This window comes from Mesorhizobium sp. USDA 4775 (assembly GCF_054062655.1).
In genome coordinates, this window is sequence record NZ_JBSSFM010000001.1 from 1,838,612 (window position 1) to 1,852,355 (window position 13,744).

Sequence of the window (13,744 nt, forward strand, 5' to 3'; positions counted from 1 at the left end):
GCAGTCGCGCGTTCAGCCAAATCGGCATGCTCGCTGGAGCCCGTTTTGGGCGAGGGAACGAGGTGCCGATGTCAACAACTCGGGAGGTTTTGATGGAACGTCGGTTGTTTCTCACTGGAATGCTGGGCGTTGCGGGGGCCGTAGCGTTTGCGGGTGTAGTCGGACCCGGCCGCGCGGTTGCCGGTATTCCTCAGGGCAACGGAATTCTCGATGAACTGGACAAGCCGGATCCGGCTGTATTCGAAGGCGATGACGACCTCGAAGTGGAAAAGGTCTCTCACCGTCGTTGGCATCATCGCTACTACGGAGATCGCCATTACGGAGAGAGGCGGCGGCGCCGCGGCTGGAGACGGGTTTGCCGTCGTTACTGGCGCCATGGACGCCGTCATGTGCGTTGCTGGCGCGAGCGGGTGTGGCTCCGCGTCTGGCTGTGACGAACCGTTGACGAAAAGGCCGGCCACCGCGACGTGGCCGGTGTCGTCGCCACGCGGCTGTGCGGGTAAGGTGGCGCCGCGAAACATCGACAACCTCGCCCGGCTTTCTCAAGAAGCAGATGCGCATTGGCTAGGATAGTTACGCGTGACCAATTCGTGCCGGCTCAGCCATTTCGGCAGGTTCCGGCACCGATCAAATCAGCGGCAAAATCCGGGGCGGCAAACTGGAGCGGGTAGCGGGAATCGAACCCGCGCGTTCAGCTTGGGAAGCTGACAGGCTACCATTACATCATACCCGCGCGTGCTCTCGTTACCATGAGGTTCGGCCTTCGGGCAATCGCAAAGCGGTTCCTCGAACAAACGCTCTTTCGCCTCCCTCGGCGCTGGCCGCGATTCCTATTTTGCCTTGGCGACCTTGTTGCTGGCGGCAAAGCTTGGCCAGTATTTCGAGATGGCGAGCGTCGCGCCGGCGGACGAGAAATGACCGTAGTCGAAGTAGAGGAACTGCCGGGTGCCGGCGTCGGCATAGGAGCAGCCTGCTGGGTCGCACAGATAGGCCAACGGGTCGATGAAAGTTGCCCCTTTGACGAATGGCAACACCTGCTTGTTGATGTCCGGATCCATGGCCATCGGCCAGGATGTGTTCGCGGCGTGCTCCCGTTTTGCGAAGAACGCGATTTTCTGGACGTCGGCGATGAACTCCGGAGACTGGCCGATGACATAGACCTTGACGCCCATGTCGCGCAGCCGGTCCACCGTCTTCTGCAGGCCGTCAAAGCCCCTTGCCTGGTAGTCGGTCCATCTGCCGCTCAGGATCACCGCCTGGATGTTGGCATCGCGGATGATCGACAGCGCCCGTTCGTTGAAGCGCGTGCAGGCCGGCCGAGCATAGGAGAAGTAGTTCAGATTGGGCGGGCAGCCGGCATAGGTGTACTGGACGACGTTGGCCTGGATCTTCTGTGCATTGGCCTCCAGCCCCGATACGTAGTGCGCGGCGAAGGAATCGCCCCACAGCAGCACATTGGTGGCAAAGCCATGCGTCCGCGTGCAGTCGGCGAGGTTCCAGTTCTCGATCCGGCTCCCGCCCTCGTTGAAACAGACGCCGTTGCGCCAGTCACCCACCAGGACCCGTTCCGTCGAGAAATCGGGGAACCGCTGCGGAAAACCCTTGCCCAGCGCGCCGGCCAAGCCGACGACGCACAACAGGGCGATCGCCGTCGCCGAGAACGCGAAGATGGGCAGGGGGGCAGTGAAGGCCCGCTTCTGGCGGAAGGGCTGCTCGACATATTTCCACGAGAACGTCGCCAGCGCGACGCTGGCCACGATCATCGCCATGATCGTCGGCACGCCGATGGCCTTGAGCGAGAGATAATGGACGAACGAATTGATCGGCCAGTGAACGAGGTAGAGCGAATAGGAGATAAGGCCGATCCACACCAGCGGTGTGAGCCGCAGCACCTGCGTGGCGACAGGGACCGGCCTGTCGCCATGGGGCTGGCCAGCATAGATGAGCAGCGCCGTTCCGATGCAGGGAAACAGGGCATTGTAGCCCGGAAACGGATCGCTTTCCGAAATCGTCAGGAAGCCGAAGGCGATCAGGCCAAAACCGGCCAGCCCGATCAGTTCAGTCAGCGGACGACTGGCAAGCGCCGGCGGCTTTCTCAGCATCAGCATGGCGCCCAGCGCCAGTTCCCAGATGCGCGTCGGCAAGAGGTAGAAGCCGGCGGTCGGCGCCAGCGTGGTTGCCATGACCGCCAGGGCAAAACTGCCTATGGCAATCGGCAGCAATATCGTCAGCCAGCGCTTCGAGGCGTATCGGTAGATCAGATATACGAGGACCGGCGCGAAGATATAATACTGCTCCTCGACCGAAAGCGACCATGTGTGCAAAAGCGGCCGCAGTTCCGCGTCGATGGAGAAATAGTTGGTCGTTTTCCAGAAATAGATGTTCGACCAGAAGGTCGAGGCCGCGATCACGCTGAGGCTGTACTCATGGAGATCCGACGGCAGGAGGATGAACCAGGCGGCGATACTGGCGAGCAGGATGACGAAGGTCAGCGCCGGCAGGATGCGCCGCGCGCGGCGCCAGTAAAAGCGGCCGATCGAGAACTGGCCGCGCTCGAGATCGTCGAGCAGGCTGCCGCTGATCAGATAGCCCGATATGACGAAGAAGATATCGACACCGGTGAAGCCGCCGGGAATGGCCGATACGCCGAAATGGAAGAGCACGACGGGCAGCACCGCAACGGCCCGCAGGCCATCAATATCGCGCCTGTAGTTCATTCGGCGGGTCCGTACGCCGTGGTCCTTGGCAGCCGTGCGGCAGAACCTGACATGCTCCTCATGCGGCGATGTCCCCGTCGTTCGAAAAATCGTGGCTCGTGGGCTTTACGGACTGTGCTCTGCAACACAAGTTTGCTGCACTGCAACATCGATGTCAAGGCGGACGCCAGACCTTCGAACGCTGACGAAACCAGTTTCGTCCGGACGCTGTAAGTCAGGCGCCGGGGGGCAGGTAGATCACGGCGTCGTCGTCCGCATAGGCTCGCTTCCAGCCCAACTCCGCGAAGAAGGGGATGCGGGTATCGTCTGATGTAAGGAGTGCCCAGCCGATGGCGTATTTCTTCAGTTGGGCCTCGAGCAGTGGTTTTCCGTCGCTGTGTCCCGTCGCGTCCTCGGCTTTCGTGAAGCCGCCGAGGAACAACTGGTCCGTCCTGCCGTCGACATAGGTCTTGATGTCGTGGAAAATCAGCGTGCCGCCGAAATTATAGGAATTCAGCACGTTGCCGGAAAGCTGGTGATCCCGTGCGTATGCGAGGGCGCCGCTGGCCGCCGTCTTCGGGCTCGGCGCAACCCGGTAGGCACTGCCGAGGATGACGACCGCACCGACCAGCAGGACAGCGATTGCGCCGCAGATCGCGTAAAACTGGCTGGCGAAGAGTTTTTCCAGTCCGTCACGCTTTTCCGCCAGCCAGGTCGTGGTCGAGACTGTGGGGTATTGCCGGGCGACCTCGACCGCGATCACCAGGGGGATCAGCAGGAAGGGCAGATATACAAACCGCAGATGGGCGAGATAGACATGCAAGGCGAAGACGATGAACACCGCCTTGGCCCAGCCGATCCGCAGCCTCGATACTAAAAGTCCGAAAAGCGCCAACAGCATCACCGCTTCCCGGAAGACCTGCTCCTGCGCGTTGAACGCCCGCCACTCCAGGATGAGTGGCACCGCCTCGTTGCCATAGGCCACCGTGAACGTCGCCAGGATGGCTTTCATCCCATAGGGATGCATCAGGCTGACCAGCGGACAGAGCAGGCCGAAAGCAACCCATTTTGCCAGGAGGGCGGGTTTCGACAAGCCCGAGCGCGCCAGGAGATCGAGCCCGGCAAAGGCAGCAATGACGAAGCTAAGGGTGAACGTGGCATGAAGGTTGGCCCACAAGACCACAAGCACGAGCATCCACAAAGGCGGGGCTCTCTCTTCCTGCGCGGCGCGAAACAGCATTGCCGTCCAGACGACGATGATCGGCAAGGTGAAGACGTGTGGACGAGCCGTATAGATCGGGGCGATCAGCAAAGCCGCGGCGAAGGCCAGCGCTATCGCCAGTGTCGGCTTCAGCCATGCGCTGAGGAACCATCCCATCAGGAAGACCGTCAAGCTGACCGTGGCGATGATCAGTGTGACGACGCCATTCCAGCCGCCGGCACGGTAGGCGAGGGCCAGAAAGACCTGCCCCAGCCATTCCTTGGCGATCCAGGGCTGACCGGCGAACGTATAGGAATAGGGGTCGACGACGGGAAACGTCCGGTTGTCCAGAAAGTCCAGCCCGACCTTCACTTGCCACCAACTGTCGGGATCCTGAAGCATCGCGCTGGCAGAGGTGGCAAGCCAATAGGCCACCAGGCAGGCGCAGAGAAGGCAAAGTATCAGCCTGCTGCGTTGCGCGTCCCCGAGCGATGGCGTCGCCGTCGCGATTGCAGCGGCCTGGTTCATGTCACGGCTCCAGGTGACGGTGTCGCCTTCGCGATTGCGATGAGGCCTGCATACATGACGGCGCCAAAGCGCAGCATCCGCGAGACGTCAAACGGAAGAGCCGACCGCATCCTGCCCATGCCGTTCCCCTTGCATCCGCTCGACCTTCGCCTCAGCCACGCGCGGCTCTTTTCGCCATCTCCTGCAGGCGATGGACGGGCAGGTCGCTGTCCTTGGCCGGCTGGTCGCGCGAAACGATTTCGTTAACGAAGTAGAGCGGCCGCCGCTTCGTCTCCATGTACATGCGGCCGAGATACTCGCCGAAAATGCCGAGCACCAGAAGCTGGACGCTGCCCAGGATCAGCATGATCGCGGCAAGGCTCGTCCAGCCGGGCACCACGTTGCCCCTGGACCATTCAAGCAGTGTATAGCCGAGCACGACCAGGCCGAGCAGGCCGAACATCATCCCCAGCATCGAGGCAAACCGCAAAGGCACGATCGAAAAGCTGGTCATCGCGTCGACCGCCAGCAGGATCATCTTCTTCAGCGGATAGTGGGTGGTGCCGGCAAAGCGGCGGTGCCTCTCATAGGGGAAGGCGACCTGCCTGAGCCCGATCCAGCTCACCATGCCGCGAATGAACCTGTAGCGTTCGGGCATCGCATTCAGATGGTCGAGCGCCCGGCGGCTCATCAGCCGGAAGTCTCCGGAGTCCGGTGCGATCTCGACATCGACCATCCGGCCGAGCAGGCGGTAGAACATCGAGGCGGAGGCCAGCTTGAACCAGCCTTCACCGTCGCGCTTCACCCTCTGGCCGTAGACGACATCGAAGCCTTCATCCATCTTCGCCATCATCGCGCCGAGCAGTTCGGGCGGATCCTGGAGATCGGCGTCGAGAATGAGGATGCGCTCGCCGCGGCAGAATTCCAGCCCCGCGCTCAAGGCGATCTGGTGGCCGTAATTGCGGGCAAGGTCGATGACGACGACATGGTCGTCCTTTTCGGCCAGTTCGAAAATGGCCTCGCGGGTGCCGTCGGTCGCCCCGTCGATGACAAGCACGATCTCGTAGGAATGGCTTTGCTCAAGGCATACGGCGCTGACGCGTCGGTGAAGCTCGGCCACGCCGTCACGCTCATTGTAGCATGGCACGACGACCGAAAGCGTGACCGCGCGGCGCGCGCCGATTTTTCCCGTTCCCACCAAAGCCTGGCTCCCGCTCTTGGAATGGCAATAGCGGCAATTGGTTAGAAAACAGATAAGCCAGGGATCGACATGGGGAGGCTTCGGCCGGCCGAGACGATGGCTCGGCACGTCACGAACGCACCGGCAACTCCATGCGGATGCGGGCGCCGCGCCAGGAGCCCGTCAGGATGCGGATCGTCCCGTCATGCAGCAGCGCGATCTGCCGGGCGAGGTTCAGTCCCAGCCCCGCGCCGCGCGACTGCGGCTGCAAGCGATAGAAGGGCTCGAAGACGTTCTCGCGCTCTTCCGCGGGAATGCCCGGCCCTTCGTCGCGCACCTCGATGCCACCGGCCTCGTCGATGGCGATCGTGATCGTGCCGCTGCCGCCGCCATGCTCGATCGCGTTGCGCACGAGGTTGGCGAGCGCCCGGTCGATCTGCAGGACATTGATTTCTACTCGGGCCTTGTTTGGCGACGGCTCGAAGGCAAGGTCATAGCCAGCCTCGATGGCCAGCGGTGCGAAGTCGGCCGCCACCCGGCTGACGAGATCGTCGAGATCGACGATCTGGCGCTGGTCCGACGAGCGGTCGAGCAACTGATGGTCGAGCAGTTGCTGGGCAAGATGCGACAGGCGTTCGATATCTTGCAGCAGCCGGGCGCTCTGTGGCTCCTGCTTCAGCAATTCAGCGCGTGTGCGCAGGATGGCGATCGGCGTGCGCAGTTCATGCGCCGCGTCGGTGAGGAAGCGGTTGTGGCGGTCATAGCTGTGGGCGAGGCGGGCAAGCGCCTCGTTGAAGGCATGCACGAGCGGCGCGATTTCCTGCGGCACCTGCTTGACCGGCAGTTGCATGGCGCGGGTGCCGATGTCGATGCGCGCTGCCTGGCGGACCGTTTCGACAAGGCCGGCGAAGGAACGGCGCACCACGGCTGGCGTCGTCACCAGCGTCGTCGCGCCCATGACGAGGATTATGGGCAAAAGCAGGATCGCGATGACGAGCGCGAGGGCCGGCAGGGCGCGCTCCCAATTCCTGCTGCCGTCTGGATTGCGGGCGACTTCGACAGTGGCCGAAATGTTGATCTCGAGGCCGTCTGTCTGTTGGCGCGACGACTGCGTCGCGGCGACGATCTGCACCGTGCCGGCCTTGGTCGACGCGTTTTCGATAAAGGCTTCCGGCCGCATGTCCTTGTCGGAGAATCCGATCGTGGCGTGATCGGCCCCGTCAAGCAGCTCGCCGAAGCCTTTGGTGTAGATGTCGGGTATGTTGCCGGCACGGATGCTCCCGCCGCTGCCGTCGCGAACGATGTACCAGACATTGGGGAAGCTCTCGCGAAACGCGGTGAGTTCTTCCGTTTCACGCACGATCAGCCTGCCGTCCTTGTCCCGGTCGACCGCATCCTTGACGGCCGCGACGGCGGCCTCATTGTCGATCAGCAGGCGCGGGTTGGCGATCCAAAGGGCTGCCGCGCAAAGCACGATGAAGATGAGCAGCGTCGCCGCCTGCAGCAGGATCAGCCGCCGGACCAGGATCCATTGCAGCGAGCCGGTACGGACCTTCTTCACGAGACCGCCCGCAGGAGATAGCCGAGGTTGCGGATCGCCCGGATCTCGATGCCGGCGGCGACATCGTCGAGCTTGCGGCGCAGCCGCGAAATATGCGCATCGAGCGCATTGGAGCCGATCTCGTCGTCGAACGCGTAGACGGCCTCTTCCAGCGCGCTGCGCATGATGGTCCGGCCCGGCCGGCGGAGCAGCGTTTCAAGCACCAGCCTCTCGCGCCGCGGCAGATCGAGCGCCTGGTCCTCGATCAGCGCTTCGCGATGGCGGAAATCATAGGTGAGGCGGCCGACCATCGTCTGGTTGGCGCGCGAGGTGAACGAGCGCCGGTGCAAGGCATGAAGCCGCGCGACGAGTTCCACCGTGGCGAAGGGCTTGACCATGTAATCGTCGGCGCCGGCATCGAGCCCGGCGACCCGGTCGTCCAACCCGCTCATCGCCGTCAGTGCGATGACAGGCACATCCAGATGCAAGGCACGCAGGCGCGGTATGAGGCTGAGACCGTCGCCATCCGGCAGCCGGCGGTCCAGCACCACCGCGTCGTGATAGCCCAGGCGGGCCATCGCCTCGGCATCGGCCAATGTCGCTGCATGGTCGACGATGATGTCCACACGCTCGAGCGCGGCCTTCAGCACGGAGGCCATTTCCGGTTCGTCCTCGATCAACAGGACGCGCATGAATAGTTTCCTTTATCCGCGGCCGGTCCGGGTCTGCGGCCGCGGCAATTCATTCGCATTCCAGCTTTGGCTGGCGGAAATTGGTGATGAACCAGCGGCCGCCGGAAGCGCGGGCATAGAATGTGTAGAAGCATTCCTGACGCTCGATATAGCCGGGCGTCTCGGTCTCTTCATAGACGGTTCCGTGCTTTGTCTCGCGAACCTCGCCGCTCGATGTTCCGGAAACCGCCGACGTCGACACCTTGCGCCACTGATAGGCGCGCTCACCCTGGCCAAGATCGACGATCGCCGTGGGCGGACCATAATCAAGGACGACCGATTCGACCGGCTGCCCGACATAGTTCTTCATGATGTCGGAGGCACAGCCTGCGAGCGCGATTGCGATGAAAAAGACCTTCGGGGCCTGTGTCAGGAGGCTGGCGCCATGCGTGGACATATCGGAACAGATTCCCATGGTGAAAATTCACGCACGGACCTAGATCGCGAAGATTGCATCGACATTGCAGCGCGGCGCGGGAAGGGCGCCATTGCGGAAAAAGCCGCTGTGCGGTGGATATCGAGACACCGGATTGCGCTGTGCCCAGCGGCATCGCGCAATCCGGTTCGCTCGTACTAGAACCGGTAGTTGATGCCGGCCTTCAGTTCATGGCTGCCGATCGTCGTCTTCGACGTGCCAAGAGCCGATGTCGTCTCGACGCTGGGGGTGCGGACATAGTCGTACTCGACCTTGGCGGACAGCCCGCCGGCGAAGCCCTGCTCGATGCCGGCGCCCAGGAGGTAGCCGACCTTCCATCCGTCGGTGCTGCTGACGTTGTCGCCCTTGTCGAACTTGGTCAGGGCCACACCGCCGGTGCCAAACAGCAGCGTCTGGTCGAAGCTCAATCCAGCCTTGGCCTTGGCGGCACCGCGCCATTTCTCCTTGATCTTGCCGCCCTGGACGTCGTGTTCGGCGCCGCCCAGATAGGAGCCTTCGATCTCGGCGCCGAGAACCGTGGGACCCATCTGCTGGTTGTAGCCGGCCTGGACCCCGCCGCTGAAGCCATTGCGGCCTGCAAACGGGTTTGGCATCCCGGTGGACGCCGTGCCGCCATGGACGCCGACATAGGCGCCGCTCCACTGGAAGGCGGGCGGGTCGTTGTAGGTGGGTGAAAGGTCGGCGGCCATCGCCGGCCCGAGAAGGCAAAAGGCGAGGCCAGCCGCCGTCAGGACGATCTTTACTCGAGAGGACACAGCATTACTCCAACACAAACGCGCATCCAGCAATCGACACGCAGGTTAACTCCCGAGGAGCTTGGCCGTTAGGGCGGTCAGGCTCCGGTTTGGTGTCTTTCAGGGTGGCTGCACGGCCCTGAGACTGGCGTTCGCCAGCTGTGGTAGGGGGGGCGGAGCGCCGCGCAACCAGTCACCTGAAAGACGCCGACTGTCTCGCAAGTGAAAATTGCACGCACATTGCGCGAAATCGAAAAATGACGATTTTGTGCTTTATTTTCAACAAATTAAAATGATCTTGTTTACCTATATTTAAGAATTGCGAGCCGTCTGAGGCTCGGCGTCTCGATCACCTGTTCCAGGCTTCCCCGGGCACAACCGCGCTTGATGGATGGCCGCCAAGCACGTATCTCTGGGCCATGCCTGTGAGTCTGGGCATCTCAATCGGGAGACGACCTTGTCCGCACTGACGCGCTTCCTCGGCGACTCGCCGCTCAGGGTGATCCTGAAGCTGCTGGTGGTGTCGTTCCTCGTCGGCCTTGTCATGAATGCCTTCGGCTGGTCGCCGATGGATGTCTTCTACGGCATCCAGAAGTTCTTTATCGACCTCTGGAACCTGGGCTTCCACGCCATTGACCGCTTCCTCGGCTACATCCTGCTTGGTGCCGCGATCGTCGTGCCGGCTTTCATCCTGCTCAGGATCGCCAACTATCGGAAGTGATTTTTAGAGCAATTCCAGGAAACGCGCGTAGCGCTTTCCCTTGGGAATTGCGTCAAAACAAAGAGTTAGAGCGGTTCGCCGTTTCCGTAAAACGGTGAACTGCTCTAGGCGCAGGCCGAGGCAACCTCGAACAGGATGGCGTGCCGTGCGGCAAGGGCCGGCACATCAGTGGAATAGCCGCCGCCGATGACGCCGCAGACCGGAATGCCGAGCGCACGAAAATGGCCGATGACCATCTCGTCGCGGGCGCGCAGGCCGTCATTGGAAAGCGCCAGCCTGCCAAGCCGGTCCTCGGCGTGGACGTCGACGCCGGCGTTGTAGAAAACGATGTCCCAGCGCGCCCGGGCCGACAGCTCCGGCAGGATCGTGGCCAGCCTCCGGAGATAGCCGGCATCGCCCGTGCCGTCGGGAAGCGCGATGTCGAGATCGGAGGCGATCTTGCGCACGGGATAGTTGCGCTCGCCATGCATGGAGAAGGTGAACACGCCTGGCTCGTCTCCCAGAATGTCCGCGGTGCCATCGCCCTGATGCACGTCGAGATCGACGACCAGGATGTTTTGCGCGGCACCCTCGCCGAGCAGCACCAGCGAGGCGACGGCAACGTCGTTGAAGGTGCAGAAGCCGGCGCCTTGCGCGCGCCGCGCATGATGGCTGCCGCCCGCGGTGTTGCAGGCGATGCCATGGCGCAAGGCGAGCCGCGCCGCCAGCATCGTGCCGCCGGTGGCAAGCTGCGCGCGCAGCGAAACGCGGGGGCCGACCGGAAAGCCGATCTCGCGTTCGATTTTTTCCGGCACCGAACAGCTGATGACCTGGTCGACATAGTCGGCGGCATGGGCAAGCTTCAACCATGATGCAGGCGCCGGCTCAGCCGTGTTGAGCGCTTCAGGCCTGGCCAGGCCGCGTGCGCGCAAAGCCTCCATCAGCAGCGGGTACTTGCTCATCGGGAAGCGATGGTTGGTGGCAAAGCCGGCGTCGTAGTCGGGGTGGTGGACGATCTGCAGGGGCATGAACAGAATCCGGCGGCTTCGCGCCAGACCGGGATTTCGGTTGGCCGTCGCGGGAAGAATGATTGCGCGGTGGCCGGAAAATGGGGCACATCGGCTCTTCGATCAAGCCGCAAATCAGCAAGGCAGCAATCCCTTGGACAAGGGTGCAACTCCAGTCGACGCCAGATCTTTTGTCGTCACCAACCGTTCCGTGCTCGCCATAGCGGTGCCAATGACGCTCGCCTATTTGACCACGCCGATGCTCGGCCTGGTCGACACAGCTGTTGTCGGCCAGTTCGGCGACGCGGCTCTTCTCGGCGGCCTTGCGGCGGGCGCGCTCGTTTTCGACGTCGTCTTCACCAGCTTCAATTTCCTGCGTTCTGGCACCACCGGCCTCGTTGCCCAGGCTTTCGGGCGTGGCGACGCGCTGGAGGAACAGGCGGTGTTCTGGCGCGCCGTGCTGATCGCGGTCGTTGCCGGCATCGTGCTGGCGGCGCTTTCGCCGCTGATCGCCATCGCAGGCCAATGGTTCATGGGCGCCGAACCGCGCGTCAGCGAGGCGATGGGCGTCTACATCAGGATCAGGCTGCTTGCCGCACCGTTCTCGCTGATCAACTACGCCATTCTCGGCTATGTGTTGGGGCGTGGTGAGGGCGGGCTCGGCCTTGTGCTGCAACTGGTGCTCAACGGCATCAACATCGCGCTCTGCTTCCTGCTTGGCCTGGAGCTTGGCTGGGGCGTTGCCGGCGTCGCCTGGGCGACCGTCACGGGCGAATTCCTGGCCATGCTGCTGGGTCTCGCCATCGTGGTCCGCCGCTTCCGCGCGACCTCGCCCTTGCCGCGCCATCGGCTGCTCGACATGGCCGCCTTCCTGCGCATGCTGTCGCTCAACCGCGATATCATGATCCGCTCGTTCTCGCTGCTTGCCGCCTTCGCACTGTTCACCCGGCCAGGGCGCGCAGTTCGGCACGGTGACGTTGGCCGCCAACGCGGTGTTGATGAACTTCTTCCTTGTCGCCGGCTATTTCCTCGACGGATTTGCCGCCGCGGCCGAGCAGCTCGCGGGCCGCGCCGTCGGCGCGCGCGCCGAACAGCCCTTCCGGCAGGCGGTGCGGCTGACCCTGTTCTGGGGGTTAGGGCTGGCCGGCGCCGCGACCCTGGTGCTGCTGTCGGCAGGCGCCAATCTGGTCGCCATCGTCACAACCTCGCAGGAGGTGCGCTCCGTGGCCGACATCTATTTGCCCTGGGCGGCGTTCACCGCGCTGAGCGGCGTGCTGGCGTTCCAGATGGATGGCGTCTTCATCGGCGCAACCTGGTCGCGCGACATGCGCAACATGATGTTGCTGTCGTTCCTGGTCTTTGCCGTCGCGCTGCTGACGCTGGCGCCTGCCTTCGGCAATCATGGCCTGTGGGCGGCGCTGCACGTTTTCCTGCTGGCGCGCGGTTTCAGCCTGCTGACCATTTTGCGGCTGCGGGTGCGGACGGCGTTCAGCTGAGCGGCTTGGACGCCCACCGATCGAGGTGGCTGTCGCGCAATTCGCCAATGGACTTCAACCGCTCCGCCTCGCAAAAGCGTGCCATGCCGGCGACGATACGGCCCGGCAGCGCGGGCCCGGCATAGATCATGCCGGTGTAGAGCTGCACCAGATCGGCTCCGGCGCGGATTTTCTCCAGCGTGGTCTCGGCGGAATCGACGCCGCCGACCCCGATGATGGCGATGCCCGGCCCGAGCAGCTTGCGCATCTTCGCCAGCACGGTGGTCGAGCGTTCGAACAGCGGTTTTCCCGAAAGCCCGCCGGTTTCGCGTGCGACGTCGCCGCTGCGCAGCGGCGGCCGCGAAATGGTGGTGTTGGAGACGATGATGCCGTCGATCCGTTTTTCAATAACCTCGGCGGCGATATCCTCCAGCTCGGCCTCGACCAGATCCGGTGCGATCTTGAGGAAAATGGGCGGCTGGGCTGCGGCTGACGCACGCGCGGCCATGACACGCGACAAGAGTTCGCCGAGCTGCTCGCGTGCTTGCATGTTGCGCAGGCCGGGCGTGTTGGGCGAGGAGATGTTGACCGTGAGGTAGCTGGCATAGGGGGCAAAGCGGGTGACGCCGCGCTCATAGTCGCCGATGCGATCGGCGCTGTCCTTGTTGGCGCCGATGTTGACGCCGACAATGCCGGAACGTCCCTTGCGCGCGGCAAGGCGTCTTTCAGCCGCCGCATGACCTTCATTGTTGAAGCCCAGCCGGTTGATCACGGCTTCATCCGCCGTCAGCCGGAAGATGCGCGGCTTCGGATTGCCGGCCTGCGACAGCGGCGTGACGGTGCCGACCTCGGCAAAGCCGAAGCCAAGGCCAAGCAGTGCGTCGGGCACCTCGGCATTCTTGTCGTATCCGGCCGCCATGCCGAGCGGGTTGGGGAAATCGAGGCCGCAAAGGCTGACCTTCAGCCTGATGTCGCGCACCGTCCGCACGCCGGCCGGCAGGCCGCAGCGCAGCGCTGCGATCGACAGGCCGTGCGCGGTTTCAGGATCGAAGGTGAACAGCAGTTTCTGGCCGAGCCGGTCGAGCACGCTCATTGCCCCTCCAACGGCGGGAATTGATGCGTACCGTCGGCACCGAGCGGCAGCGGCCGCACCCATTTGACGGTATCCAGCTCCAGCACACCGTAAAGATGCGGAAACAGCGCGCCGCCGCGTGAAACCTCGTATTTCAGGGCGTCGCCCAGGCTGACTTCGTCGACGGCGACCAGCAGAAGGTCTGTCTGGCCGGAAAAATGCCTTGCCGCGGTTTCCCGGACCTGCGCCGCCGTGGAGAAATGTATGAAGCCGTCGGCGACGTCGATCGGCGCGCCGGTGAAGCGGCCACTGGCTTCGGCCTCGCGCCAAAGCGCTTGCGGGGTTATCTTGTAGATAAACTGAGACATGGTTGCGCTATAGTCCGAACCAGTCGTGCGGGGAAGACCACGCCAAAGGTCTTCGCCATTTCCGGCGCAAACATGCGATATTTCAAGCCTTGGCCAT

General features: G+C 63.2%; 12 protein-coding genes, 1 tRNA gene and 1 pseudogene. 2 read left to right on the forward strand and 12 right to left on the reverse strand.

Annotation, left to right across the window (positions count from 1 at the left end):
* Window positions 1-71 precede the first annotated feature (71 nt).
* The 9 genes from ACVILI_RS09010 to ACVILI_RS09050 all read right to left on the reverse strand — a co-directional run bounded on the left by ACVILI_RS09010 (window position 72) and on the right by ACVILI_RS09050 (window position 9,046).
* Window positions 72-521: a hypothetical protein gene (locus ACVILI_RS09010; protein WP_038644465.1), complete on the reverse strand. Its 450-nt coding sequence runs from the start codon at window positions 519-521 to the stop codon at window positions 72-74.
* Between the two features lie 138 nt (window positions 522-659).
* Window positions 660-733, reverse strand: a tRNA-Gly gene (locus ACVILI_RS09015).
* A 97-nt stretch (window positions 734-830) separates the two neighbouring features.
* The gene (locus ACVILI_RS09020) at window positions 831-2,717 is read right to left on the reverse strand and encodes an acyltransferase family protein (protein WP_457102393.1); all 1,887 of its coding nucleotides are present in this window, start codon (window positions 2,715-2,717) and stop codon (window positions 831-833) included.
* Window positions 2,718-2,931: 214 nt separating this feature from the next.
* Complete coding sequence (locus ACVILI_RS09025; protein WP_457102394.1) at window positions 2,932-4,425, reverse strand: hypothetical protein; 1,494 nt, start codon at window positions 4,423-4,425, stop codon at window positions 2,932-2,934.
* A gap of 151 nt (window positions 4,426-4,576) precedes the next feature.
* A complete protein-coding gene (locus ACVILI_RS09030; protein ID WP_084791394.1) occupies window positions 4,577-5,602 on the reverse strand; it encodes a glycosyltransferase in 1,026 nt (341 codons plus the stop codon).
* 112 nt (window positions 5,603-5,714) lie between these two features.
* On the reverse strand, window positions 5,715-7,145 hold the full coding sequence (locus ACVILI_RS09035) for a sensor histidine kinase (RefSeq protein ID WP_457102395.1): 1,431 nt from the start codon (window positions 7,143-7,145) through the stop codon (window positions 5,715-5,717).
* A complete protein-coding gene (locus tag ACVILI_RS09040) occupies window positions 7,142-7,816 on the reverse strand; it encodes a response regulator transcription factor (protein WP_038644477.1) in 675 nt (224 codons plus the stop codon). The genes ACVILI_RS09035 and ACVILI_RS09040 overlap by 4 nt, the downstream gene beginning before the upstream one ends.
* A 49-nt stretch (window positions 7,817-7,865) precedes the next feature.
* Window positions 7,866-8,252, reverse strand: a complete 387-nt coding sequence (locus ACVILI_RS09045; protein WP_051726711.1) for a hypothetical protein — start codon at window positions 8,250-8,252, stop codon at window positions 7,866-7,868.
* A 176-nt stretch (window positions 8,253-8,428) separates the two neighbouring features.
* Complete coding sequence (locus ACVILI_RS09050; protein ID WP_038644480.1) at window positions 8,429-9,046, reverse strand: outer membrane protein; 618 nt, start codon at window positions 9,044-9,046, stop codon at window positions 8,429-8,431.
* 436 nt (window positions 9,047-9,482) lie between these two features.
* Here ACVILI_RS09050 and ACVILI_RS09055 point away from each other — a divergent pair, with 436 nt between their 5' ends.
* The gene (locus tag ACVILI_RS09055) at window positions 9,483-9,746 is read left to right on the forward strand and encodes a DUF6460 domain-containing protein (RefSeq protein ID WP_027047739.1); all 264 of its coding nucleotides are present in this window, start codon (window positions 9,483-9,485) and stop codon (window positions 9,744-9,746) included.
* A 104-nt stretch (window positions 9,747-9,850) separates the two neighbouring features.
* On the opposite strand, the gene ACVILI_RS09060 is transcribed toward ACVILI_RS09055, so the two are convergent.
* Window positions 9,851-10,753: a histone deacetylase family protein gene (locus ACVILI_RS09060; protein WP_027047740.1), complete on the reverse strand. Its 903-nt coding sequence runs from the start codon at window positions 10,751-10,753 to the stop codon at window positions 9,851-9,853.
* Window positions 10,754-10,886: 133 nt separating this feature from the next.
* Between ACVILI_RS09060 and ACVILI_RS09065 the strand changes: the two are divergent.
* Window positions 10,887-12,228 (forward strand): annotated as a pseudogene (locus tag ACVILI_RS09065) (MATE family efflux transporter).
* Here the strand turns inward: ACVILI_RS09065 and ACVILI_RS09070 are convergent.
* Together ACVILI_RS09070 and ACVILI_RS09075 are read right to left on the reverse strand one after the other, a co-directional pair.
* Complete coding sequence (locus tag ACVILI_RS09070; protein ID WP_038644482.1) at window positions 12,221-13,300, reverse strand: quinone-dependent dihydroorotate dehydrogenase; 1,080 nt, start codon at window positions 13,298-13,300, stop codon at window positions 12,221-12,223. The pseudogene ACVILI_RS09065 and the gene ACVILI_RS09070 sit on opposite strands and share 8 nt — an antisense overlap.
* The gene (locus ACVILI_RS09075) at window positions 13,297-13,647 is read right to left on the reverse strand and encodes a DUF952 domain-containing protein (RefSeq protein WP_038644484.1); all 351 of its coding nucleotides are present in this window, start codon (window positions 13,645-13,647) and stop codon (window positions 13,297-13,299) included. The genes ACVILI_RS09070 and ACVILI_RS09075 overlap by 4 nt, the downstream gene beginning before the upstream one ends.
* Window positions 13,648-13,744: the final 97 nt, after the last annotated feature.